20 protein-coding genes, 2 pseudogenes and 1 riboswitch are annotated in these 21131 nt (G+C 70.2%); of the genes and pseudogenes, 11 read left to right on the top strand and 11 right to left on the bottom strand.

Annotated features, from left to right (window positions below):
* Positions 1–12: 12 nt before the first annotated feature.
* Positions 13–246 (bottom strand): hypothetical protein, encoded by a 234-nt coding sequence (locus tag ACFU6I_RS01425; RefSeq protein WP_384360152.1) that lies wholly within the window; start codon positions 244–246, stop codon positions 13–15.
* A 352-nt stretch (positions 247–598) separates the two neighbouring features.
* Between ACFU6I_RS01425 and ACFU6I_RS01430 the strand changes: the two are divergent.
* A pseudogene (locus ACFU6I_RS01430) lies at positions 599–958 on the top strand (Scr1 family TA system antitoxin-like transcriptional regulator); the annotation flags it as partial.
* 379 nt (positions 959–1337) lie between these two features.
* Here the strand turns inward: ACFU6I_RS01430 and groL are convergent.
* The 4 genes from groL to thrC all read right to left on the bottom strand — a co-directional run bounded on the left by groL (position 1338) and on the right by thrC (position 5555).
* Complete coding sequence (gene groL / locus ACFU6I_RS01435; protein ID WP_384360154.1) at positions 1338–2960, bottom strand: chaperonin GroEL; 1623 nt, start codon at positions 2958–2960, stop codon at positions 1338–1340.
* A gap of 341 nt (positions 2961–3301) precedes the next feature.
* Positions 3302–3508, bottom strand: coding sequence for a cold-shock protein (locus ACFU6I_RS01440; RefSeq protein WP_003967346.1), 207 nt, complete (start codon positions 3506–3508; stop codon positions 3302–3304).
* Between the two features lie 433 nt (positions 3509–3941).
* The gene (locus ACFU6I_RS01445; RefSeq protein WP_072487929.1) at positions 3942–4220 is read right to left on the bottom strand and encodes a MoaD/ThiS family protein; all 279 of its coding nucleotides are present in this window, start codon (positions 4218–4220) and stop codon (positions 3942–3944) included.
* A 33-nt stretch (positions 4221–4253) separates the two neighbouring features.
* Positions 4254–5555 carry a threonine synthase gene (gene thrC, locus ACFU6I_RS01450; RefSeq protein ID WP_384360156.1) on the bottom strand — a complete coding sequence of 434 codons (1302 nt, stop codon included), beginning with the start codon at positions 5553–5555 and terminating at the stop codon, positions 4254–4256.
* Positions 5556–5572: 17 nt separating this feature from the next.
* Positions 5573–5699, bottom strand: a riboswitch (SAM riboswitch).
* A gap of 152 nt (positions 5700–5851) precedes the next feature.
* Here thrC and ACFU6I_RS01455 point away from each other — a divergent pair.
* Both ACFU6I_RS01455 and ACFU6I_RS01460 read left to right on the top strand, forming a co-directional pair.
* Complete coding sequence (locus ACFU6I_RS01455) at positions 5852–6802, top strand: glucosyl-3-phosphoglycerate synthase (protein WP_384360158.1); 951 nt, start codon at positions 5852–5854, stop codon at positions 6800–6802.
* A 54-nt stretch (positions 6803–6856) separates the two neighbouring features.
* Positions 6857–8251 carry a trehalose-6-phosphate synthase gene (locus ACFU6I_RS01460; protein ID WP_384360160.1) on the top strand — a complete coding sequence of 465 codons (1395 nt, stop codon included), beginning with the start codon at positions 6857–6859 and terminating at the stop codon, positions 8249–8251.
* A gap of 9 nt (positions 8252–8260) precedes the next feature.
* Here the strand turns inward: ACFU6I_RS01460 and otsB are convergent, their stop codons facing one another.
* The 3 genes from otsB to ACFU6I_RS01475 form a co-directional block, all read right to left on the bottom strand.
* Positions 8261–9136: a trehalose-phosphatase gene (otsB, locus tag ACFU6I_RS01465; protein WP_384360162.1), complete on the bottom strand. Its 876-nt coding sequence runs from the start codon at positions 9134–9136 to the stop codon at positions 8261–8263.
* 154 nt (positions 9137–9290) lie between these two features.
* Positions 9291–9584 carry a DUF3263 domain-containing protein gene (locus ACFU6I_RS01470; protein WP_384360164.1) on the bottom strand — a complete coding sequence of 98 codons (294 nt, stop codon included), beginning with the start codon at positions 9582–9584 and terminating at the stop codon, positions 9291–9293.
* A 32-nt stretch (positions 9585–9616) separates the two neighbouring features.
* Positions 9617–9793, bottom strand: a complete 177-nt coding sequence (locus tag ACFU6I_RS01475) for a hypothetical protein (protein WP_384360166.1) — start codon at positions 9791–9793, stop codon at positions 9617–9619.
* Positions 9794–9869: 76 nt separating this feature from the next.
* Between ACFU6I_RS01475 and ACFU6I_RS01480 the strand changes: the two are divergent.
* The 5 genes and pseudogenes from ACFU6I_RS01480 to ACFU6I_RS01500 form a co-directional block, all read left to right on the top strand.
* Positions 9870–9998: pseudogene (locus tag ACFU6I_RS01480) on the top strand (sugar isomerase); the annotation flags it as partial.
* Between the two features lie 133 nt (positions 9999–10131).
* Complete coding sequence (locus ACFU6I_RS01485) at positions 10132–11064, top strand: ROK family protein (RefSeq protein WP_384360168.1); 933 nt, start codon at positions 10132–10134, stop codon at positions 11062–11064.
* On the top strand, positions 11064–12218 hold the full coding sequence (gene nagA, locus ACFU6I_RS01490; protein ID WP_384360170.1) for an N-acetylglucosamine-6-phosphate deacetylase: 1155 nt from the start codon (positions 11064–11066) through the stop codon (positions 12216–12218). The genes ACFU6I_RS01485 and nagA overlap by 1 nt, the downstream gene beginning before the upstream one ends.
* A gap of 168 nt (positions 12219–12386) precedes the next feature.
* Positions 12387–13313: a 1-phosphofructokinase family hexose kinase gene (locus tag ACFU6I_RS01495; RefSeq protein ID WP_384360225.1), complete on the top strand. Its 927-nt coding sequence runs from the start codon at positions 12387–12389 to the stop codon at positions 13311–13313.
* 89 nt (positions 13314–13402) lie between these two features.
* On the top strand, positions 13403–14251 hold the full coding sequence (locus ACFU6I_RS01500) for a ketose-bisphosphate aldolase (protein WP_384360173.1): 849 nt from the start codon (positions 13403–13405) through the stop codon (positions 14249–14251).
* A gap of 70 nt (positions 14252–14321) precedes the next feature.
* Here ACFU6I_RS01500 and ACFU6I_RS01505 read toward each other — a convergent pair whose 3' ends face one another.
* Together ACFU6I_RS01505 and cdgB are read right to left on the bottom strand one after the other, a co-directional pair.
* Complete coding sequence (locus ACFU6I_RS01505; protein WP_384360175.1) at positions 14322–15302, bottom strand: carbohydrate-binding protein; 981 nt, start codon at positions 15300–15302, stop codon at positions 14322–14324.
* A 163-nt stretch (positions 15303–15465) separates the two neighbouring features.
* The gene (gene cdgB, locus ACFU6I_RS01510) at positions 15466–17130 is read right to left on the bottom strand and encodes a diguanylate cyclase CdgB (RefSeq protein ID WP_384360177.1); all 1665 of its coding nucleotides are present in this window, start codon (positions 17128–17130) and stop codon (positions 15466–15468) included.
* Positions 17131–17524: 394 nt separating this feature from the next.
* On the opposite strand from cdgB, the gene ACFU6I_RS01515 reads away from it, so the two are divergent.
* A complete protein-coding gene (locus tag ACFU6I_RS01515; RefSeq protein WP_266983069.1) occupies positions 17525–18031 on the top strand; it encodes a flavin reductase family protein in 507 nt (168 codons plus the stop codon).
* A gap of 88 nt (positions 18032–18119) precedes the next feature.
* Here the strand turns inward: ACFU6I_RS01515 and arfB are convergent, their stop codons facing one another.
* Positions 18120–18554, bottom strand: coding sequence for an alternative ribosome rescue aminoacyl-tRNA hydrolase ArfB (gene arfB, locus ACFU6I_RS01520; RefSeq protein ID WP_384048634.1), 435 nt, complete (start codon positions 18552–18554; stop codon positions 18120–18122).
* Positions 18555–18736: 182 nt separating this feature from the next.
* On the opposite strand from arfB, the gene ACFU6I_RS01525 reads away from it, so the two are divergent.
* Together ACFU6I_RS01525 and ACFU6I_RS01530 are read left to right on the top strand one after the other, a co-directional pair.
* A complete protein-coding gene (locus ACFU6I_RS01525; RefSeq protein ID WP_345512285.1) occupies positions 18737–19312 on the top strand; it encodes a TerD family protein in 576 nt (191 codons plus the stop codon).
* A 305-nt stretch (positions 19313–19617) separates the two neighbouring features.
* Positions 19618–21120, top strand: a complete 1503-nt coding sequence (locus ACFU6I_RS01530) for a M4 family metallopeptidase (RefSeq protein WP_384360227.1) — start codon at positions 19618–19620, stop codon at positions 21118–21120.
* Positions 21121–21131 lie beyond the last annotated feature (11 nt).

Here is a 21131-nt window from a genome sequence, read left to right on the forward strand (position 1 = left end):
CCTTCACGCTTCTCAGGGCAGCCTCCCCTCCCGGTTGACCTCCCTGACCCTGGCCCGCAGCACTTCCCCGGGCGGGGCCGGCTGCACAGCCTCCGGCGGGCAGTCCCACTCCGCACCGCCGCCCGGCGGCCGCAGCTGTACGTACGGCCCGACGCGCCCCATCACGCGCCCCACCCGCCCGTCCCGGGAGTCCACCGCGAACGACCCGGGCTCCGGCATACACGGTTCGAGCCCCTCACTCGTCATGACCGGCCTCCCTGTTGCCCGTCCGTGCCGGCACAGCACTCAGCCGGTGCCGTATCGACGGTGCACCGCCCGAGGTCCACCAGCGGCGCGGGCTCGTTCCCCGCGCACGACACCGGATCGACCCACAGCGACGGCAGCGTGAGCCCCACGCTCTTCAGCCCTTGCCTCAACTTCTCCACCGCGTCCTCCGCCTCCCCCACTCTTCCGGCAGCAACCCGTCGTCGCTCTGTAGTGGTCATCCTGCACACCTTCCACGTTCCGTAACCGCAATGCACACCCAGCGTGTCCAACGCGCGGTCGGCCCGGAAAGGGCGCAGAGCCGACAACCGCATGTGTGTCACAGGGAGTTGTCATGCCGGGCCCCGAGAAACGCGACCCGTCCTCCTCTTCGCGCGCCCTCCTCGGCGCCGAACTCCGGCACCGAAGAGACAAATCCGGTCTCTCCCAGGAAGAACTCGGTCTCCCGCTCTTCATCAGCGGCTCGTTCATCTGCCAACTGGAGTCCGGTACACGCCGGATGCAGGTGGACCAGGCCCAGAAGTTCGGCGAAATCCTGCGCGCGGACGGATTCTTCGTACGGAACTGCGTCGCCCTGAAGAAGTCGAAGTACCCGGATCACTTCGCGGAGGCGGCGGAGGCGGAAGCCGTCGCGAAGACCATCCAGGAGTACGCATCTCAGCTGATTCCCGGTCTGCTGCAGACGGAGGCGTACGGTGCGAACGCTCCGGCGTTCCGGTGAAACGAACGACCCCTGTCGGTGCGGAAGCACCGAACAGGGGTCTGACCACCAAGATCGAAAGTGCGCGCTGCGGACCGCGCTGAACAACCTCCGGCGGGCCGGGCATCTGCGCCGGGGCAGCGAGCACCTCGTCGGCTCGGGCGGCGCGCCGGGTGACGCGTACGTTCTCCTCCCGCACACCGTGCGACGACGACTGGTGGGCGGCGTTCACCAGCGGCGACATACCGCCGGAACAGCAACGGCCCACCCGCTCCCGGGCCGTCGGTGCCGCCGCCGCGGACATGGCATCGGCCCCCTGGACCCGTGCAGGTCCAGGGGGCCGATGTACGACCGAACTACCGATCCGTCAGGATCAGAAGTCCATGTCACCGCCCGGCATGCCGCCCGGAGCGGCCGCAGCGGCCTTCTCCGGCTTGTCGGCGATGACGGCCTCGGTGGTCAGGAACAGCGCGGCGATCGACGCGGCGTTCTGCAGAGCGGAGCGCGTGACCTTCGCCGGGTCGAGAATGCCCTCGGCGATCATGTCGACGTACTCGCCGGACGCGGCGTTCAGGCCGTGACCGATCGGCAGGTTGCGCACCTTCTCGACGACGACGCCACCCTCGAGACCACCGTTGACGGCGATCTGCTTGAGCGGGGCCTCCAGCGCCAGCTTGACGGCGTTGGCGCCGGTCGCCTCGTCACCCGAGAGCTCCAGCTTCTCGAAGACGGCGGAAGCCTGCAGCAGCGCGACGCCACCACCGGCGACGATGCCCTCCTCGACGGCCGCCTTCGCGTTGCGAACGGCGTCCTCGATGCGGTGCTTGCGCTCCTTGAGCTCGACCTCGGTGGCGGCACCGGCCTTGATGACGGCCACGCCGCCGGCCAGCTTCGCCAGGCGCTCCTGGAGCTTCTCGCGGTCGTAGTCCGAGTCGGAGTTCTCGATCTCGGCACGGATCTGGTTGACGCGACCCTGAACCTGGTCGGTGTCACCGGCGCCGTCGACGATCGTCGTCTCGTCCTTGGTGATGACGACCTTGCGGGCACGGCCCAGCAGGTCCAGGCCGGCGTTCTCGAGCTTGAGACCGACCTCCTCGGAGATGACGGTGCCACCGGTGAGGATGGCGATGTCGCCGAGCATGGCCTTGCGGCGGTCACCGAAGCCCGGGGCCTTGACGGCGACGGACTTGAAGGTGCCACGGATCTTGTTGACGACCAGGGTCGACAGGGCCTCGCCCTCGACGTCCTCGGCGATGATCAGCAGCGGCTTGCCGGACTGCATGACCTTCTCCAGCAGCGGAAGGAGGTCCTTCACGTTGCTGACCTTGGAGTTGACGATCAGGATGTACGGGTCGTCCAGGGCCGACTCCATGCGCTCCATGTCGGTGGCGAAGTACGCCGAGATGTAGCCCTTGTCGAAGCGCATACCCTCGGTGAGCTCCAGCTCCAGACCGAAGGTCTGGGACTCCTCGACGGTGATGACGCCTTCCTTGCCGACCTTGTCCATCGCCTCGGCGATGAGCTCGCCGATCTGGGTGTCGGCGGCGGAGATGGAGGCCGTCGAAGCGATCTGCTCCTTGGTCTCCACGTCCTTGGCCTGCTCCAGCAGGGCGGCGGAGACGGCCTCGACGGCCTTCTCGATACCCCGCTTGAGGGCCATCGGGTTGGCACCCGCGGCGACGTTGCGCAGGCCCTCACGGACGAGCGCCTGGGCGAGAACGGTGGCGGTGGTCGTACCGTCGCCGGCGACGTCGTCCGTCTTCTTGGCGACTTCCTTGACCAGCTCGGCGCCGATCTTCTCGTACGGGTCCTCGAGCTCGATCTCCTTGGCGATGGAAACACCATCGTTGGTGATCGTGGGCGCGCCCCACTTCTTCTCGAGGACGACGTTGCGGCCCTTGGGGCCAAGGGTGACCTTGACGGCGTCGGCGAGCTGGTTCATCCCGCGCTCGAGACCGCGCCGTGCCTCCTCGTCGAACGCGATGATCTTGGCCATGTGAAGTGGTCCTCCCGGACAGGGGTGGATTTCTCCGGACCGAGTGGCGCCCGCGACGGACGGCCTGCGCGCCCGGTGGTTCCTTGCCCCACCAAGCCTGCGGGCCTCACCGGCCCGGTCCAAGTTCTGTCACTCTCACCTGGAGAGTGCTAACGCCAATGATTAGCACTCGACCCCCCCGAGTGCAAGCGCCCCCGGCGGTTGTGGACAACCCGGGAGCCGGGCGACGGCGCGCGGAGTGCCGGGTGGCGCGACGGGCGGGGGCACGCACGAAGGGCCCGCCCCCCGGTGGGTACGGGCCCTTCGTGCGTGAGTGGTGTCGTTGGCCGACCGCGCCGAGCTCAGCCGACGGCGAGCTTGACCATGTCCGCCTGCGGCCCCTTCTGGCCCTGCGAGATTTCGAATTCAACTCGCTGACCCTCTTCGAGGGTGCGGTACCCGTCCATCTGGATCGCGCTGTAGTGGACGAAAACATCCGCACCACCGTCGACCGCGATGAAGCCGTACCCCTTCTCCGCGTTGAACCACTTGACGGTGCCCTGAGCCATGCCTAACTCCCCTATTACTGGCCCTTGCGCAGGACCGCACTTCGCGGACCCGGGTCAGAACTCACCCTCCGACAGGAGAGGGTGCGTGCGCCGGAACGCGTCGACCGCGGCCGAATGTATCTGCCCAACTGCCCTCTGCAACAGGTCAATCGGACGAGAATTCTGGGCAGCGCCGAGCACCCGAATATGAGGAATTTATGCGATTCCAGGGCAAGTCGGGCCGGACAAAGGCCACTTACGGCGCAAGGAGTTGGAACACTTTGGCTGCATCTTGTCGCGGGCGGGCGCATTCTCATATGCGGTCGGCACGGGCAGCGGAGGGGACTTCCCAACTCTACCGCGCTCAACCATGCAGAATTGCCCCCTCCGCTTAGCTCGCAGAGGGGGCAATTCCGGTAACGCTGCGGAGTCGGCCGCACAGGCCGACTCCACGTCAGCAGCCGCCCGCGACCGCCGGGATGATGGAGATGCCCGCGCCGTCCGGGGTCGCCGTCTCCAGACCGCCCTCGAAGCGCACGTCGTCGTCGTTGACGTACACGTTCACGAAGCGGCGGAGCTTGCCCTGGTCGTCCAGGACACGCGCGGCGATGCCCGGGTGGTTCTGCTCCAGCGACTCGATGACCTGGGAGAGGGTCGAGCCCTCGGCCGGGACCTCGGCCTGACCGCCCGTGTAGGTGCGCAGGATGGTGGGGATACGGACCTTGACGCTCATGTGGGTGCCTTCCTTACGTCTCGGGTGGTCGGGTCAGCCGTTGGCGAGGCCGGCGTCACGGAACGCGTCCAGGCTGGGCCGGATGGTCGCGGTCGGGCCGGTCGTCGGGGCGACCGCATCCAGAGTCTTCAGACCGTCACCGGTGTTCAGGACGACCGTGGTGAGCGTCGGGTCCAGCAGACCCGCCTCGATCAGCTTCCTCGTCACGCCGACCGTCACCCCGCCCGCCGTCTCGGCGAAGATGCCCTCGGTGCGGGCCAGCAGCTTGATCGCGTCGACGATCTGTTCGTCGTTGACGTCCTCGACCGCGCCGCCGGTGCGGCGGGCGATGTCCAGGACGTACGGACCGTCGGCCGGATTGCCGATCGCCAGGGACTTGGCGATCGTGTTCGGCTTCTGCGGGCGCACGACGTCGTGACCGGCCTTGAAGGCCGTGGAGACCGGGGAGCAGCCCTCGGCCTGGGCGCCGAAGATCTTGTACGGCTTGTCCTCGACGAGACCGAGCTTGATCAGCTCCTGAAGACCCTTGTCGATCTTCGTGAGCTGCGAGCCCGACGCGATCGGGATGACGAGCTGGTCGGGCAGCTGCCAGCCGAGCTGTTCGCAGATCTCGTACGCGAGCGTCTTGGAACCCTCGCCGTAGTACGGGCGCAGGTTGACGTTGACGAAGCCCCAGCCCTCACCGAGCGGGTCGCCGATGAGCTCCGAGCAGAAGCGGTTGACGTCGTCGTAGTTGCCCTCGATGCCGACCAGCTCACCGCCGTACACCGCGGCCATGACGACCTTGCCCTGCTCCAGGTCGTGCGGGATGAACACGCAGGACCGGAAGCCGGCCCGGGCGGCGGCCGCGCCCACCGCACCGGCGAGGTTGCCGGTGGAGGAGCAGGAGAGGGTGGTGAAACCGAAGGCGCGGGCGGCCTCGACGGCGATCGCGACGACGCGGTCCTTGAAGGAGTGCGTCGGGTTGCCGGAGTCGTCCTTGACGTACAGCCCGCCGGTGACACCCAGCTCACGGGCGAGGTTGTCGGCCTTGACCAGCTTGGTGAAGCCGGGGTTGATGTTGGGCTTGTCCGCGACATCGGCGGGGACGGGCAGCAGCGGCGCGTAGCGCCAGATGTTGTTCGGTCCGGCCTCGATGCGCTTCTTCAGCTCGTCCGGGGAGCCGCTCGGCAGGTCGTACGCCACTTCGAGCGGCCCGAAACAGGACGCGCAGGCGAAAAGGGGACCGAGCTCGAAACGCTCTCCGCACTCGCGGCAGGAAAGTGCCGCTGCGGGGCCGAGGTCGACGGCGCCAGTGGAAGAATCGGTGCTTACTGCAACAGTCTGCGCAGCCATGATGGCGAGGCCCTTTCTCCTCATCTTCCTCGCGGCGCATTTCGCCACGAGCCGGAATTGGCACCTTCCCCACCTGACCTCGCGGTCGGCGGGAGGGTTGCCGGGACTTCAACGGGCCGTTCCCTCAGTCCCTCTGGATGAGCGCTATGGCACTGGGTCGTCGACCCAGGCATTTATTGGCGGAGGACCCCGACATGCGCCGGTCATCCGCGTTGTTCAAGACTGTAACCGAAGCATCGGACGGTTGAGACAGTCGTCCGAACCGCGAGATGGATCACATACAGGGAGTATCGACCGTGCTGGAAGAGGTCGAACGCTGGCTGGCCAGGCGTTCCTGGTCGGCAGCCGACCGCCCGCTGGACCGGCTCGTCGCCGCCAAGGGCCGGGACCCGCGGCGCGGGAGTGTGAGCGTGGTGCTGCCCGCCCTGAACGAGGAGGCGACGGTCGGCGCCATCGTCGAGACGATCCGGGTCGAGCTGATGGAGAAGGTGCCGCTGGTCGACGAGCTGCTGGTGATCGACTCCGGCTCGACGGACGGCACGGCGGAAGTCGCCCGGAAGGCGGGCGCCCGAGTGGTGCACCGCGACGCGATACTCCCGCGCATACCCGCGCTCCCCGGCAAGGGCGAGGTCCTGTGGCGCTCGCTCCTGGTCACCAGCGGTGACATCGTCTGCTTCATAGACGCCGACCTGAGGGACTTCTCCGCCGACTTCGTCTCCGGCATCGTCGGCCCGCTGCTCACCGACCCCGGGGTGCAGTTCGTCAAGGCGATGTACGACCGCCCCCTGGGCGACACCGCTGGTCAGGGCGGCCGCGTCACGGAGCTGGTGGCCCGCCCGCTGCTCAATCTGCACTGGCCACAGCTGGCCGGCTTCGTCCAGCCGCTCGGCGGCGAATACGCGGTACGGCGCTCGCTGCTGGAGCGGCTTCCGTTCCCCGTCGGCTACGGAGTGGAACTCGGCCTGCTGGTGGACTCCCTGCACACCGTCGGGCTGGACGCGCTGGCACAGGTCGACGTGGGGGTGCGCAGACACCGCCACCAGGACGGCCAGGCGCTGGGACGGATGGCTGCGGCGATCTATCGCACCGCTCAACTCCGGCTTTCCCGAGGTCACTTGGTACGTCCGGCCCTGACCCAGTTCGAGCGGGGCGAGGACGGCTTCGTACCGCGCACCCATCCGGTGGACACGGAGGAGCGGCCCCCGATGCGCGAGATCACGGAGTACGTTTCGCGCCGCGCGGCCTGACGTGACCTGACTTCGCACGTTTGGGTGGTTCGCGATCGGGCTAGATTCCGCAACATGGTCTCCGAGCACGCGGTCACGTCGGCTGCCCAGGTACTCGTCGCGTCCAACCGCGGCCCCGTCTCGTACGCGCTGCGCGCGGACGGTTCGATCGGCGCCAGACGGGGCGGCGGGGGGCTCGTCTCCGGCCTGAGCGCGGTCGAGGACAAGCTCTGGGTCTGCGCGGCGCTCGGCGACGGGGACAGGGCGGCGGTCCGGCACGGGATCGCCGAGCCGGGCGTACGGATGCTCGACATCGACGCCGACGTCCACGCCGACGCGTACAACGGCATCGCGAACTCGGTGCTCTGGTTCGTCCACCACATGCTGTACCAGACACCGCTGGATCCGGTCTTCGACGCGGAGTTCCGCCGGCAGTGGGCGTCATTCGAAACGTACAACCTGGCCTTCGCGCGGGCACTCGCCGAGGAGGCCGGCGAGGGCGCCGCGGTGCTGGTGCAGGACTACCACCTGGCGCTGGTCCCGGGCATGCTCCGCGAGCTGCGGCCCGACCTGCGGATCGGCCACTTCTCGCACACCCCGTGGGCCCCGGTCGACTACTTCCGGCTGCTGCCCGACGACATCGCCGAGCAATTGCTGCGCGGCATGCTCGGCGCGGACCGGGCGGGCTTCCTGACCCGGCGGTGGGCGGACGCGTTCATCGGCTGCTGCACCGAGATCCTGGGCGGCACGGGCCGGACGAGGATCGGCGTGCACGGTCTGGGCGCGGACGCGGACTTCCTGCGCCGCCGCGCGCACGAGGCGGACGTGGACGAACGGATGGCGGTGCTGCGGGAGCAGGTGGGCGGCACCGGCCGAAAGACGATCGTGCGGGTGGACCGTACGGAGCTGTCCAAGAACATCGTGCGCGGGCTGCTGGCGTACCGGGAGCTGCTGAACACCCGCCCGCAGTGGCGCGAGCGGGTGGTGCATGTGGCGTTCGCGTACCCGTCGCGGCAGGACCTGACGGTGTACCGGGAGTACACGGCCGAGGTGCAGAGGCTGGCGGACGACATCAACTCGGCGTACGGGACACCCGATTGGACCCCGGTCCTGCTCCATGTGAACGACGACTTCGCGCGCTCGCTGGGGGCGTACCGGCTGGCGGACGTGGCGCTCGTCAACCCGATCCGCGACGGCATGAACCTCGTCGCCAAGGAGGTCCCGGTGGTCTCCGACGCGGGCTGCGCGCTGGTGCTGTCACGGGAGGCGGGGGCGTACGAGGAGCTGGGCGCCGACGCGATCGTGGTGAACCCCTACGACGTGTCCGCGACGGCGGCCGCCCTGCACGAGGCGCTGACGATGCCGGACGGGGAACGGGCGGAGCGCTCGAAGCGGCTGGCCGCTGCGGCGACGGCGCTGCCGCCGCAGCAGTGGTTCCTGGAGCAGCTGGAGGCGCTGCGGCAGGGGTGACGTCGCCCGTCACCCCTCGATGGGACCCGACCGGAGACGGTGCGCCAAGGCCGAGAGAAACTCCACGACGGCTCCCGGTCCCGGCAGCAACAGGTCGGCGCGCTCGGCCAGTTCGGGCACTTCGGCGCTGCCGCTGCAGACCAGCAGGCCCGGAATGCCGTCGGGGCCCTCGGCGCGGAGCTTCTCCACGGCCGCGTAGGCCGCGAGGTCGCCCAGGTCGTCGCCGGCGAAGAGAACGGACTCGGCGTCCGTCTCCCGGACGAACTCCGTGAGCGCCACACCCTTGTCCATGCCGGGCGGTCGCAGCTCCAGGACGAGACGGCCCGGTTCGACGATCAGCCCGTGCCGGGCGGCGAGCGCACCGAGCGGGCCGCGCAGCGCGTCGAACGCGGCCTGCGGGTCGGCGGCACGGCGGGTGTGGACCGCGAGCGCCCGGCCCTTCTCCTCGATCCAGGTGCCGCGCCAGGAGGCGAACCGTTCGAGCAGGACGGGGAGTTCGGCGCGGACCGCGGCGACGCCCGGGTGCGGGGCGGGGGCGTGGACGGCGCCGGAGACGGCGTCCCAGCGTTCGGCGCCGTAGTGGCCGAGAACGACGAGGTGGTCAAGGCCCGGGACGCCGGCGAAGCCGCCGTGCCGGACCGCGACGTCGGCCGGGCGACCGGTGATCACGGCGACGGAGGCGACCTTCGGAGCGAGCGCGGCCAGGGCCGGGACGGTGCCGGGGTGGGCGCGGGCCTGTTCCGGGTCCGGGACGATCTCGGCGAGGGTGCCGTCGAAATCGAGCGCGACGACCGCGCGCTCGGGGCGGGCGAGGAGAGCGGCGAGGCCTTCGCGGCCGGCCGGGGTGGTGGGGGTCGGCAGGGACTGTTCCGGAGTGCTGCCCATGGGTCGAGGGTATCGAGGGTGGTGCGGTGCGGCTACGGCCGGCGCCCACGCTCGGCCCGTTCCCCCGCCCACGCTTCCCGCAATCGGTGGCTCCGCACCGGGGCACCCGCTCCTCCGTCGCCTGAGGGGCCGGATGCGCGGCGACGCCGCAGCATCACCGCCGCCCCCGCCGAGCCTCCCGGATCCGTCGCAGCCGGTTCACCGTCACCGGGTCCTCCTCCAGTGCCCGCCGGTCGTCCAGGAGTGCGTTCAGCAGCTGGTAGTAGCGCGTCGGCGAGATGCCCAGGCCCTCCCGGATCTCCCGCTCCTTCGCCCCCGGGCCGGGCCACGAGCGCCGTTCCACGGCCAGGACCGCACGCTCCCGGTCGGAGAGCCCGGTGCCGGGGTGGTCGGCGGGGCCGTCGGCAGGGGGCTCCGCTTCGGCGGAGCTGTCGTCGGGGGCGGTCATATGAGCCAACATATCGCCCGCCTCCGGGCCCGCTACCCGGCCACCCGCCCCTCCGCGCCCTCCGCCTTCGACGCCTCCGCCGAGATCGAACCGAGCACGGCGGCTGTTTCGTCGAGCGTCCGTGTCCGACCCGCGGTGAGCCGCATGAGGAACGTGTACGCACGGATCGTCCAGCCCGCGAGCACGAAACCATGCACCTGGTCCGGCATGTGTGCGCAGGTGCGACACCCCGCCTCTCACTCGATCGAGCGACCCACCACGTCCGCGCCGACACGCTGCGACGATCACGCCGCAGCCGATCCGATGGCGGATCCGATCCGGGCGCAGCGCCTCGCGGTCGAGATCGCGGGGGCGCAGGGGTACGACCCGGACCACCCCCGCAATCTGTCGCACAGCGTGATCCCGGCTCCCTGAACTCGACAGAAGACCCGGTCAAAGGCGTGCTCCGGAGCGCACTCCGGGGCTTTGCCACACTTTTGTATGGATCCTCAACAAACAGCAATAGTGGACTAGACCTATCGGGGGTCCACGGGCGAAACTGTCTCCCGTGAAACACGTCATCGCCCTCGATGTGGGCGGCACCGGAATGAAGGCCGCACTGGTCGGGGCCGACGGCACTCTGCTGCACGAGGCCCGGCGCGCAACCGGCAGGGAGCGCGGACCCGACGCCGTCGTGGAGTCGATCCTCGCCTTTGCCGCGGAACTGCGCGCCCACGGGGAGGAACGCTTCGGCGAGAGCGCCGTCGCGGCCGGTGTCGCCGTGCCCGGCATCGTCGACCCGGAGAACGGGATCGCGGTCTACGCCTCGAACCTGGGCTGGCGCGACGTCCCCCTGCGCACCCTGCTCGGCGAACGGCTCGGCGGCGTACCCGTCGCGCTCGGCCACGACGTCAGGACCGGCGGCCTCGCCGAGGGCAGGATCGGCGCGGGCAGGGGCGCCGACCGCTTCCTGTTCGTCCCGCTCGGCACCGGCATCGCCGGAGCCATCGGTATCGCGGGCACCATCGAGGCGGGCGCGCACGGGTACGCGGGCGAGATCGGGCACATCGTGGTCCGGCCGGACGGGCCGGACTGCGGGTGCGGACAGCGCGGCTGCCTGGAGACCCTCGCGTCCGCCTCCGCCGTCAGCCGCGCCTGGGCCGCCGCGTCGGGGGACCCGGAGGCCGACGCCGCGGACTGCGCGAAGGCCGTCGAATCGGGCGATCCCGCTGCTGTTCGGGTATGGCAGGACGCGGTCGACGCGCTCGCCGCCGGGCTCGTCACCGCGCTGACCCTGCTGGACCCCCGCACGCTCATCATCGGTGGCGGTCTCGCCGAGGCAGCGGAAACCTTGTTCGTACCACTCCGTGCGGCCGTCGAGGAACGTGTCACGTTCCAGAAGCTGCCCGACGTCGTCCCGGCGGCCCTCGGGGACACCGCCGGATGCCTGGGTGCAGGGCTGCTCGCCTGGGATCTTCTCTCCACGGAGGTATCCGCCTGATGGCCGGACCCGCAGACAGCACAGTTCTCGCCGGGGCCCGGGTGGTTCTTCCCACCGGCACCGTCGAGAACGGCCGGGTGATCGTCGAGGGGACCCGGATCGCCGGGAGTCCGGCGGAGGGCGCTCGGACCATCGATCTGACCGGCCACTGGGTCGTCCCCGGCTTCGTCGACATGCACAACCACGGCGGCGGCGGCGCGTCCTTCACCTCCGGCACCGTGGACGAGGTCCTCACCGGCATCCGTACCCACCGCGAGCACGGCACCACCACCCTGGTCGCCTCCACCGTCACCGGCGAGATGGACTTCCTCGCCGAGCGGGCCGGCATCCTCTCCGAGCTGGTCGAACAGGGCGACCTGGCCGGGATCCATTTCGAGGGCCCGTTCATCTCGCCGTGCCGCAAGGGCGCGCACAGCGAGAAGCTGCTGCGCCACCCGGACCCGGCCGAGGTCCGCAAGCTGATGGACGCGGCGCGCGGCACCGCGAAGATGTTCACGCTCGCCACCGAGCTGCCGGGCGGCATCGAGTCGGTGCGGCTGCTCGCCGAGCACGGCGTGATCGCCGCGATCGGGCACACCGACGCGACGTACGAGCAGACCGTCGAGGCGATCGACGCGGGCGCCACCGTCGCCACCCACCTGTTCAACGCGATGCCGCCGCTCGCCCACCGCGAGCCCGGTCCGATCGCCGCCCTCCTGGAGGACGAGCGGATCACCGTCGAGCTGATCAACGACGGCACGCATCTGCACCCGGCCGCCCTGGAGCTGGCGTACCACCATGCGGGCGCCGCCCGCGTCGCGCTGATCACGGACGCGATGGACGCGGCCGGGTTCGGCGACGGCCAGTACCAGCTGGGCCCGCTCGCCGTCGAGGTCAAGGACGGCGTCGCCCGGCTCGTCGAGGGCAACTCGATCGCGGGTTCCACGCTCACCCTGGACACCGCTTTCCGCCGGGCCGCCACGATCGACCGGATCCCGGTCGGGGACGTCGTGCAGTCCATCTCCGCCAACCCGGCACGGCTGCTCGGCGTGTACGACAGGGTCGGCTCGCTCGACCCGGGCAAGGACGCGGACCTGGTCGTCCTGGACGCGGACTTCGCGCTCAAGGGCGTCATGCGCAAGGGCGAATGGGTTATTGAGCCCGAACTCGGGTGATTTCAGCCATTCTTGACAGTGGGCCGAATACGTAACGAAGAGACAGCGGTTGGCCCGGAGGTCTGGGCCGACCGCTTGCTCTTTGGCATGATCGCTTCCGTAAACAGCAGGGAAAGCGCGTTCTGGCAAGGGATCCGCGCTCCGGCACGGATCGAAGGGGTGACCGAGGTGATCCTCACGGTCACGCTGAACACGGCACTCGACCTGACCTACGGCGTACCGGCGCTGGTCCCGCACACCAGCCACCGCGTCGGTGACATCTCCGAACGCCCCGGCGGCAAAGGGCTCAACGTCGCCCGGGTGCTCTCCGCGCTCGGCCACGAGACCGTGGTCACCGGCTTCGCCGGAGGCGCAACCGGAGCCGTGCTCCGCGAGCTCCTGGCGGACCTCCCGCCGCGCGACGCGCTCGTCCCCGTCGCCGGGAACACCCGCCGCACCATCGCCGTCGTCGATGCGTCCACCGGCGACACCACCCAGCTCAACGAACCCGGCCCGCTCGTCAGCGCCGACGAGTGGGCCGCCTTCCTCGCCACGTACGAGAAGCTCCTCGCCGACGCGGACGCGGTCGCACTCTGCGGCAGCCTGCCGCCCGGCATCCACGTCGGCGCCTACGCCGAACTGGTCCGCTTCGCCCGCGCCGCCGAGGTCCCCGTTCTCCTCGACACCAGCGGCGAACCGCTGCGCCGGGGCATAGCCGCCCGCCCCGACCTGATCAAGCCGAACGCCGACGAGCTCGCCCAGCTCACCGGCTCCCGCGACCCGCTGCGCGCCACCCGTGACGCCCGCCGCCGGGGCGCGCACGGCGTGATCGCCTCGCTCGGCGCGGACGGCATGCTCGCCGTCACACCCGAGGGCGCCTGGCGGGCGGCGCCGCCGGACCGGGTCGCGGGCAACCCCACCGGAGCGGGCGACTCCGCGGTGGCCGGGCTGCTGTCCGGTCTCGTCGAGGGGCTGAGCTGGCCGGACCGGCTGCGCAGGGCCGTGGCACTGTCGACGGCGACGGTGCTGGCGCCGGCAGCCGGAGAGTTCGACCGGGCGGCGTACGAGGAGCTGTTGCCGCGCGTCGGCATCGAGGAACAAGCACCGACGGTCTGAGCGGCGCGGAACCAGCCCGCGTCGCACGCCCGGCACCGTCCCGGACCACCCAGCACCATCCCGCACCACACGAAGTCCCAGGGGGCAGCATGCCGCTCGTCAGCACCGGTGAACTCGTCTCGGCCGCCCAGGCCGACGGACGCTCAGTCGCCGCCTTCAACGTCATCACGCTGGAGCACGCGGAGGCCATCGCCGCGGGCGCGGAACGCGCCGGGGCGCCCGCCATCCTGCAGATCTCCGAGAACGCCGTGAAGTTCCACGGCGGCCGGCTCTCGGCCATCGCCGCCGCGGCCGCCGCCGTCGCCCGTGCCTCCCACGCACCGCTCGCGCTCCACCTCGACCACGTCGAGTCCGTGGAGCTGCTGCACCAGGCGCACGACGAGGGCTTCGGCTCGGTGATGTTCGACGCCTCGAAGCTGACCTACGAGGAGAACGTGCGGGCCACGGCCGACGCGGTCGCCTGGGGCCACGAGCGCGGGATCTGGATCGAGGCGGAGCTCGGCAAGGTCGGCGGCAAGGAGGGCGAGGCCCCGCTCGACGCCCACGCCCCCGGCGTCCGGACCGACCCGGCCGAGGCCGCCGCCTACGTCGCGGCGACCGGCGTCGACGCGCTGGCCGTCGCGGTCGGCTCCTCGCACGCGATGACGGAACGCACCGCCGCCCTCGACCACGCCCTCATCGGCCTGCTGCGCGACGCGGTCCCGGTCCCGCTGGTGCTGCACGGCTCCAGCGGCGTCCCGGACGAGGAGATCCGCCAGGCGGTCGCCTCCGGCATGCGCAAGATCAACGTGGGTACGGCGCTGAACACGGCGTTCACCGGCGCGGTGCGCGCGTACCTGGCCGACAACCCGACGGGCGTCGACCCGCGCAAGTACATCGTCCCGGGCCGCGAGGCGATGGCCACGACGGTGGCGGGGTTCCTGAGCCTGATGGGCTGACCCTCCCGGCACATAAGAAAACCGGCCCCACCGCCCTCGTCGGGTGGTGGGGCCGGACCGCGTTCGGGGCTCAGCGTTTCTGGTGGCCGGCCTTCAGCGACAGCTGGTCCAGGTTGGCGTCGCACTGATCGCCCTCGTTGCACGAGATCATCAGCGTGTTCGAGCCCTTGTTGAGGTTGACGTAGGCGTACGTCGTCGTCCAGCCCTTCTCCAGGTCGCCGTCCGGGGCGTTCGCGAAGTTCGTCATGTTGATCGAGCGGGGGGCCTCGGTGTTCACCGTCAGCGACGTCCTGGCGTCCCTGCCGGGCACGCCGTACGTCACGAACAGCGTGTACTCACCGGCCGCCGGCACGTCGACCGACCAGGTCGCGGACCTGCCGACCTCGTTCAGATTGATGTACTGGCCGTTCGCGCTCTTCGCGCCCTTGACCGAGTTGTCGAGCGTGGCCGTGCCGCCGAGCTTCAGCGTCGCGGCGTCCTGCTTCGGCAGCTCCGCCGGGGGCTCGGAGGACGTCTCGGACTGCTTCGGCTTCGGGGACTCCTCGACCTGACCGGCGGGACCGGCCGAGGTGCCGGCCTCGTCCTTCTTGTTGCTGTCCTTGCCGTCGTTCGTGATCATCGCGACGCCGATACCGATGAGCACGACCGCGACGACCGCGATCGCACCGATCAGCAGGCCCTTGGTGTTCGGACCGCCGCTGCCGGGACCGCCGCTGCGGCCATGGCCGCCCTGCGCCGGGACCTGCGTGGTGGATCCGCCGCCGGGGTACGTCTCGGGAGCGGCGTACTGGGCGTTCGGCTGGCCGTACTGTGCCTGCTGCTGCCCGGCGTACGGCTGCTGCTGCGGCACCGGCTGCCCGTACTGGCGCTCGCCGACCGTGCGCACCTGGTTGTACGAGGTTCTGGGCACGCCGGGCTGCGAGGCGGGACCCGGATAGCCGTAGCCGCCCTGCCGTGGCGACTGGGCGCCGGACGCCTGTCCGTCCTCGTACAGGTAGCCGAACGGGTCGTCGTCCTCGGGTGTGTTTGCGCCGTTGTTCCCGGCCGTCATCCCTGGGTCACTCCTCACCATGTCGCCAGCCGTCGCCGAATATCGCCAGCCGTCGCCGACCGGCCGAGCCTACCTCGAACGGAGCACACCAAGAATTGCCGTCGGCCTTCGGGGTGCCGTGGCGAAACCTGGGCGGGGCACTGGAACGGGCCGTCCGTGAACGTCAGCCGGCCCTGCGGTGAACCTTCGACCGGGACCGCTTCTCCACATACATCCGCTGGTCGGCGGAGCGCAGCACCTCTTCGGCGGTCATGCCGCAGGCGGCCCAGCCGATCCCGAAGCTCGCCCCGACGCGCACGGCACGGCCATCCACCCGAATGGGGGGAATGATGGCGTTACGCAACCGTACGGCCAGGTCCGCGGCGTCCGCGGCGCCGAGCCCGTCCGCGAGGACGACGAATTCGTCACCCCCGAGCCGGGCGACGGTGTCGCCGTCGCGCACACACGTGGTGAGCCGCCGGGCGACCTCGATCAGGACGGCGTCGCCGGTGTGGTGCCCGAAGCGGTCGTTGATGGACTTGAAGCCGTCGAGGTCGCAAAAAAGGACCGCGAGCCCCTTCGTCCCGTCGTCCTGCTCGCTGTCGGGCGCCACCGCGTGCACATGGTGGTCGTACGGGCCGCCGCCCGCCACCGCGTCCGCCTCGAAGCCGTCGGCCCGGAAGCCGTGCGTCCGGGCGTCCCCGTCCTCGACGCCGCCGTACGCCGCGTCCAGCGCCTCCACGGCGGTGGCCGCCGTCGTCGAGTGCGGGCGCTCGCAGAGCCGGGCGCCGAGCCGGGCGCGCAGCTCCGCGCTGTTGGGCAGGCCGGTGAGCGCGTCGTGGGAGGCACGGTGCGCGAGGTGCAGCTCGTGGCGCTTGCGCTCCTCGATGTCCTCCACATGGGTGAGGAGGAAGCGGGGTCCGTCGGTGGTGTCCGCGACGACGGAGTTGCGCAGCGAGACCCAGAGGTAGGTGCCGTCCCGGCGCCCGAGCCGCAGCTCGGCGCGGCCGCCCTCGGCGGACGTGCGCAGCAGGGTGCCGATGTCCTCGGGGTGCACGAGGTCGGCGAAGGAGTAGCGGCGCAGGACGGAGGCGGGGCGGCCGAGGAGCCGGCACAGGGCGTCATTGGTGCGCAGCAGCCGGCCGTGCTGGTCGCCGCCCATCTCGGCGATGGCCATGCCGCTGGGTGCGTACTCGAAGGCCTGGCGGAAGGATTCCTCGCTGGCCCGCAGCGCCTGCTGCTCCCGTTCGAGCCGGACCAGGGCACGCTGCATGTTTGCTCGGAGCCGGGCGTTGCTGATCGCAATGGCCGACTGGGACGCGTACATCTGGAGGGCCTCGCGCCCCCAGGCACCGGGGCGGCGGCCGTTGCGCGGGCGGTCGACGGATATGACGCCGAGGAGGTCCCGGCCACCGCCGGACGCGTACATCGGGGCGTAGAGCCGGTCCTCCGGATGCCACTCGTCCTCGAAGCGGGGCTCGGGACCTTCGGTGTGCCACTGAGGTACGTCGTCGTCGTGGAGGACCCAGCCGTCGGTGTGCGGTATGAAACAGAGCTCGTCCCAGCACTCACCCATGGAGAGCCTGCGCTCCCAGGAGGCGCGCGAGCCGACGCGGCCGGTGATCAGGGCCTCGGCGGCGGTGTTGCCCGCGAACGCGGCGACGACGAGATCGCCGTCCGGGCGGACGAGGTTGACGCAGGCCAGCTCGTACCCGAGACCGGCGACGATTCCGTCGGCCACGGTCTGCAGTGTGTCGGCCAGGCTCCGCGCCGTGTTGAGATCGGCGACGGCCTGATGCAGTTGCCGCATCGTCGCTAGACGAACGTACGGCTCCGACTCGGCCTCCATTGCTCGCACTCCCCGAGACCTCGACAGCACTCCAGGTTTCATATCGACGTACTTGTTCTCAGTGTCACGGCCACTGAATCACAGTGAGCTGTGCACCCGGTACACAGGGTCAACAAATATCGCGCTCTGTGACTCAAGTCACAACAGATGATGAAGGGTGGCGAGTGGTCCACGGAAGAGGTCCGTCCTTTTCTTGAACGCAAATCCGTGGGTTGCACAGCGGCGCGCCCCGTTGCATTGTGCCGTGGCGGTGCTCCCTCATGAGGCCGGAGTCCTAGGACCCGGCTGGTCCCCTGGCCCGATGCGACCGCGCGCGGGCAACGGCTAGCGTGCCCGTGTGTTGCAGACGAAACCCCCCACCCCGCGATCCGAGCCCATCCCCCATGCTGAAGGGGTGAGCAACGAGGAGTTCCGCGGCGCCCTTGCCCGGCTGGCCGCAGGCGTGGTCCTGATCACCGCCCAGGAGCCACCGCTCGACGAGAACGGCCGCGGCGAGGACGTGGGAATGACGGCAACCGCCTTCATGTCCGTGTCACTGGACCCACCCCTGGTCCTGGTGAGCCTGCGCAACGGCTCCCGGATGGACGACCTGCTGGACGAGCAGCCGTTGTGGGCGGTCTCCGTGCTCGCGGAAAGCCAGCGGCACATCGCGGGACGGTTCTCGATGAAGGGCCGGATCAGCGATCGGCTGCTGTTCGACGACATCCCCTATGTACGGGGAGAGGTGTCCGGCGCCCCCCTGGTCGGCGGCGCCCTCGCCACTCTGGAGTGCCGCACGGAGCAGCGGGTGCTCGCGGGCGACCACACCCTGGTGATCGGGCGGGTGGTGAGCGCGGCGCTGCCGAGCGCGGACGGCGGGCCGCTGACGTACTTCCGGGGGCGCTACCGGCAGCTGAGCTGACCGGGAGTCACCGGCGCCCGCCGGTCGGGGCCGGAGCGGATCGCGGGTGCGGCCCACCCGCCACGGCCGGAGCGACCGGGGCCGTCTCCTACCAGTCGCGGCCGGAGCGGCCGCGCTTCGTGTCACCGCGCTGCTTCTTCTCGCGCAGCCGCCGCTCGTTGATCCCCCGCGGGATCCTGGTCCTGCGGCGCGGTTTGGGGGGCGGAGCGGTGGCTTCGGCCAGCAGAGCGGCGAGGCGGACGAGTGCGGTCTCGCGGTTGCGCCACTGGGAGCGGTGCTCCGAGGCCCGTACGGTGACCACGCCGCCCACCAGCCGGCTCTCCAGTCGCTGGAGCGCCCGCTCCTTCCACACCTCGGGAAGCGACTCGGTCGCCGCGAGGTCGAAGCGCAGCTCCACCTGGGTGTCGCTGGTGTTGACGTGCTGACCGCCGGGCCCGGAGGACCGCGAGAAACGCCACATGAGTTCGGCCTCCGGCAGGGAGACCGAACCGCGGATGACATAGGGCCCGGACATGACACCCATGTTCCCCGGCCCGGGACCCGTTCGTCACCTCTTTTTGCCGCGCCAGGCCGTCGGCCCGGCCGGGAATTCGGTAAAGAAAGTAAAGAGAGCAGGAACCTCTCGGTCCTCCGCCTGCGTTAGGACGGGTGACGGTAGCTTCGTGAACGCATGAAGCCCGCACACGACGATGAAAGGGACTTCCCATGGCAGTAAGCCTGTCCAAGGGCGGCAACGTCTCGCTCACCAAGGAGGCCCCGGGCCTGACCGCCGTCACGGTCGGCCTCGGCTGGGACGTCCGCACCACCACCGGCACCGACTTCGACCTCGACGCCTCGGCGATCGCGGTGAACGCGGCGGGGAAGGTCGTCTCCGACGGCCACTTCGTCTTCTTCAACAACAAGTCGACGCCGGACCAGTCCATCGTCCACACCGGTGACAACGTCACGGGCCAGGGCGAGGGCGACGACGAGCAGATCAACGTCAACCTGGCGGGCCTCACTGCCGACGTCGACAAGATCGTCTTCCCGGTCTCCATCTACGACGCCGAGACGCGCAGCCAGAACTTCGGCCAGGTGCGCAATGCCTTCATCCGCATCCTCAACCAGGCCGGCGGCGCCGAGATCGCCCGCTACGACCTGAGCGAGGACGCCGCCACCGAGACCGCGATGGTCTTCGGCGAGCTGTACCGCAACGGCGCGGAGTGGAAGTTCCGCGCGGTGGGCCAGGGATACGCCTCGGGTCTGCGCGGCATCGCGCAGGACTTCGGCGTCAACATCTGACGCAGAGCCCCAGGGCCTGAAGGCCCGAACAGCGGGAGCCCCCGGCCGATTGTTCTCGGCCGGGGGCTCCCGTGCGTCTGTGTGCCGTCGACCACGGGCCACGGCACCGACGGCCTTATGACGCCTATCGGATGACGCTGCCTCACCAACGGACAAGATCCGGTCAAATCCCTGACGCGCCCCTGCCAAAAGAGAGCGTGTCGGTGTCATTCTCACCGCGCCCCCCTCACGGAGCTCATGGACCGAGTGAAGGAGAACGAGTGAGAACCACTCTGCGTGCCGCCGCTCTTGCCGCAACCGCCGCCATGGTCGTCGTCGGCGTACAAGCAGGTCCGGCCGGTGCGGCCCAGGACCGCGCGTCCGGGGCCACCGCCCTGCCGCTCAGCGCGTCCCAGCGGGTCTCGGCCCTCAAGGAGGCCCAGGCCGGGGCCGCCTCGACCGCCGCGAAGATCAAGCTCGGCGGCAAGGAGAAGCTCGTCGTCCGCGATGTGATCAAGGACGCCGACGGCACGGTTCACACCCGGTACGAGCGCACCTACGACGGACTGCCCGTCCTCGGCGGCGACCTCGTCGCCCACACCCGCAAGGACGGTTCGCTCAAGGGGGTTTCCAAGGCCACCGCCGCCGACATCACCGTCCCGTCGACGACCGCCGCACTCACCGCCGAGGCCGGTGCACGGAAGGTGATCTGGGCCGCCACCGGCAAGCCGACGCTCGCGTACGAGAAGGTGGTCAAGGGCGTCCAGGACGACGGGACCCCCAGCGAACGCCACGTCATCACCGACGCCACGAGCGGCAAGGAGCTCTACGCGTACGAGGCCATCGACACCGGGTCCGGCACCAGCCAGTACAGCGGCACGGTGAACCTGGGCACCACGGCCTCCGGTTCCGGCTACAACCTGACCGACGGCGGTCGCGGCGGCCACAACACGTACGACCTGAACGGCGGCACCTCCGGCACCGGGACCCTCTTCACCGACGCCGACGACGTCTGGGGCAACGGTCTCGCGACCAACCGTCAGACCGCCGCCGTCGACGCCCACTACGGCGCCGCCGTGACCTGGGACTTCTACAAGAACGTCCTGGCACGCAACGGCATCGCGGGCGACGGCAAGGCCGCTTACTCCCGGGTCCACTACGGCAACGCGTACGTCAACGCGTTCTGGTCGGACAGCTGCTTCTGCATGACGTACGGCGACGGCTCGGGCAACCTCAAGCCGCTCACCTCGCTGGACGTCGCCGGACACGAGATGAGCCACGGCCTGACCGCGTCCACCGCTGGGCTCAAGTACAGCCGCGAGTCGGGCGGCCTCAACGAGGCGACCAGCGACATATTCGGCTCCTCGGTCGAGTTCTACGCGGCCAACAGCAGCGACGTCGGCGACTACCTCATCGGCGAGAAGATCGACATCAACGGCAATGGCACCCCGCTGCGCTACATGGACAAGCCGAGCAAGGACGGCGCCTCCGCCGACTACTGGTCGAAGACCGTCGGCCGCCTCGACGTCCACTACTCCTCCGGGCCCGCCAACCACTTCTTCTACCTGCTGTCCGAGGGCAGCGGCGCGAAGACCATCAACGGGGTCTCCTACAACTCGCCGACCTCCAACGGCTCCACGGTCACGGGGATCGGGCGCGACAAGGCCATTCAGATCTGGTACCGGGCTCTCTCCACCTATATGACGTCGTCCACCGACTACGCCGGGGCGCGGACCGCGACCCTGCGGGCGGCGACCGATCTGTACGGGGCGGGGGGCGCGGAGTACGCGGCCGTCGCCGCCGCCTGGTCCGGAATCAACGTGAAGTAGCGCCTGCCTCT

It is taken from the genome of Streptomyces sp. NPDC057486 (assembly GCF_042802415.1).
GTDB classification, from domain to species: Bacteria; Actinomycetota; Actinomycetes; order Streptomycetales; family Streptomycetaceae; genus Streptomyces; species Streptomyces yanii.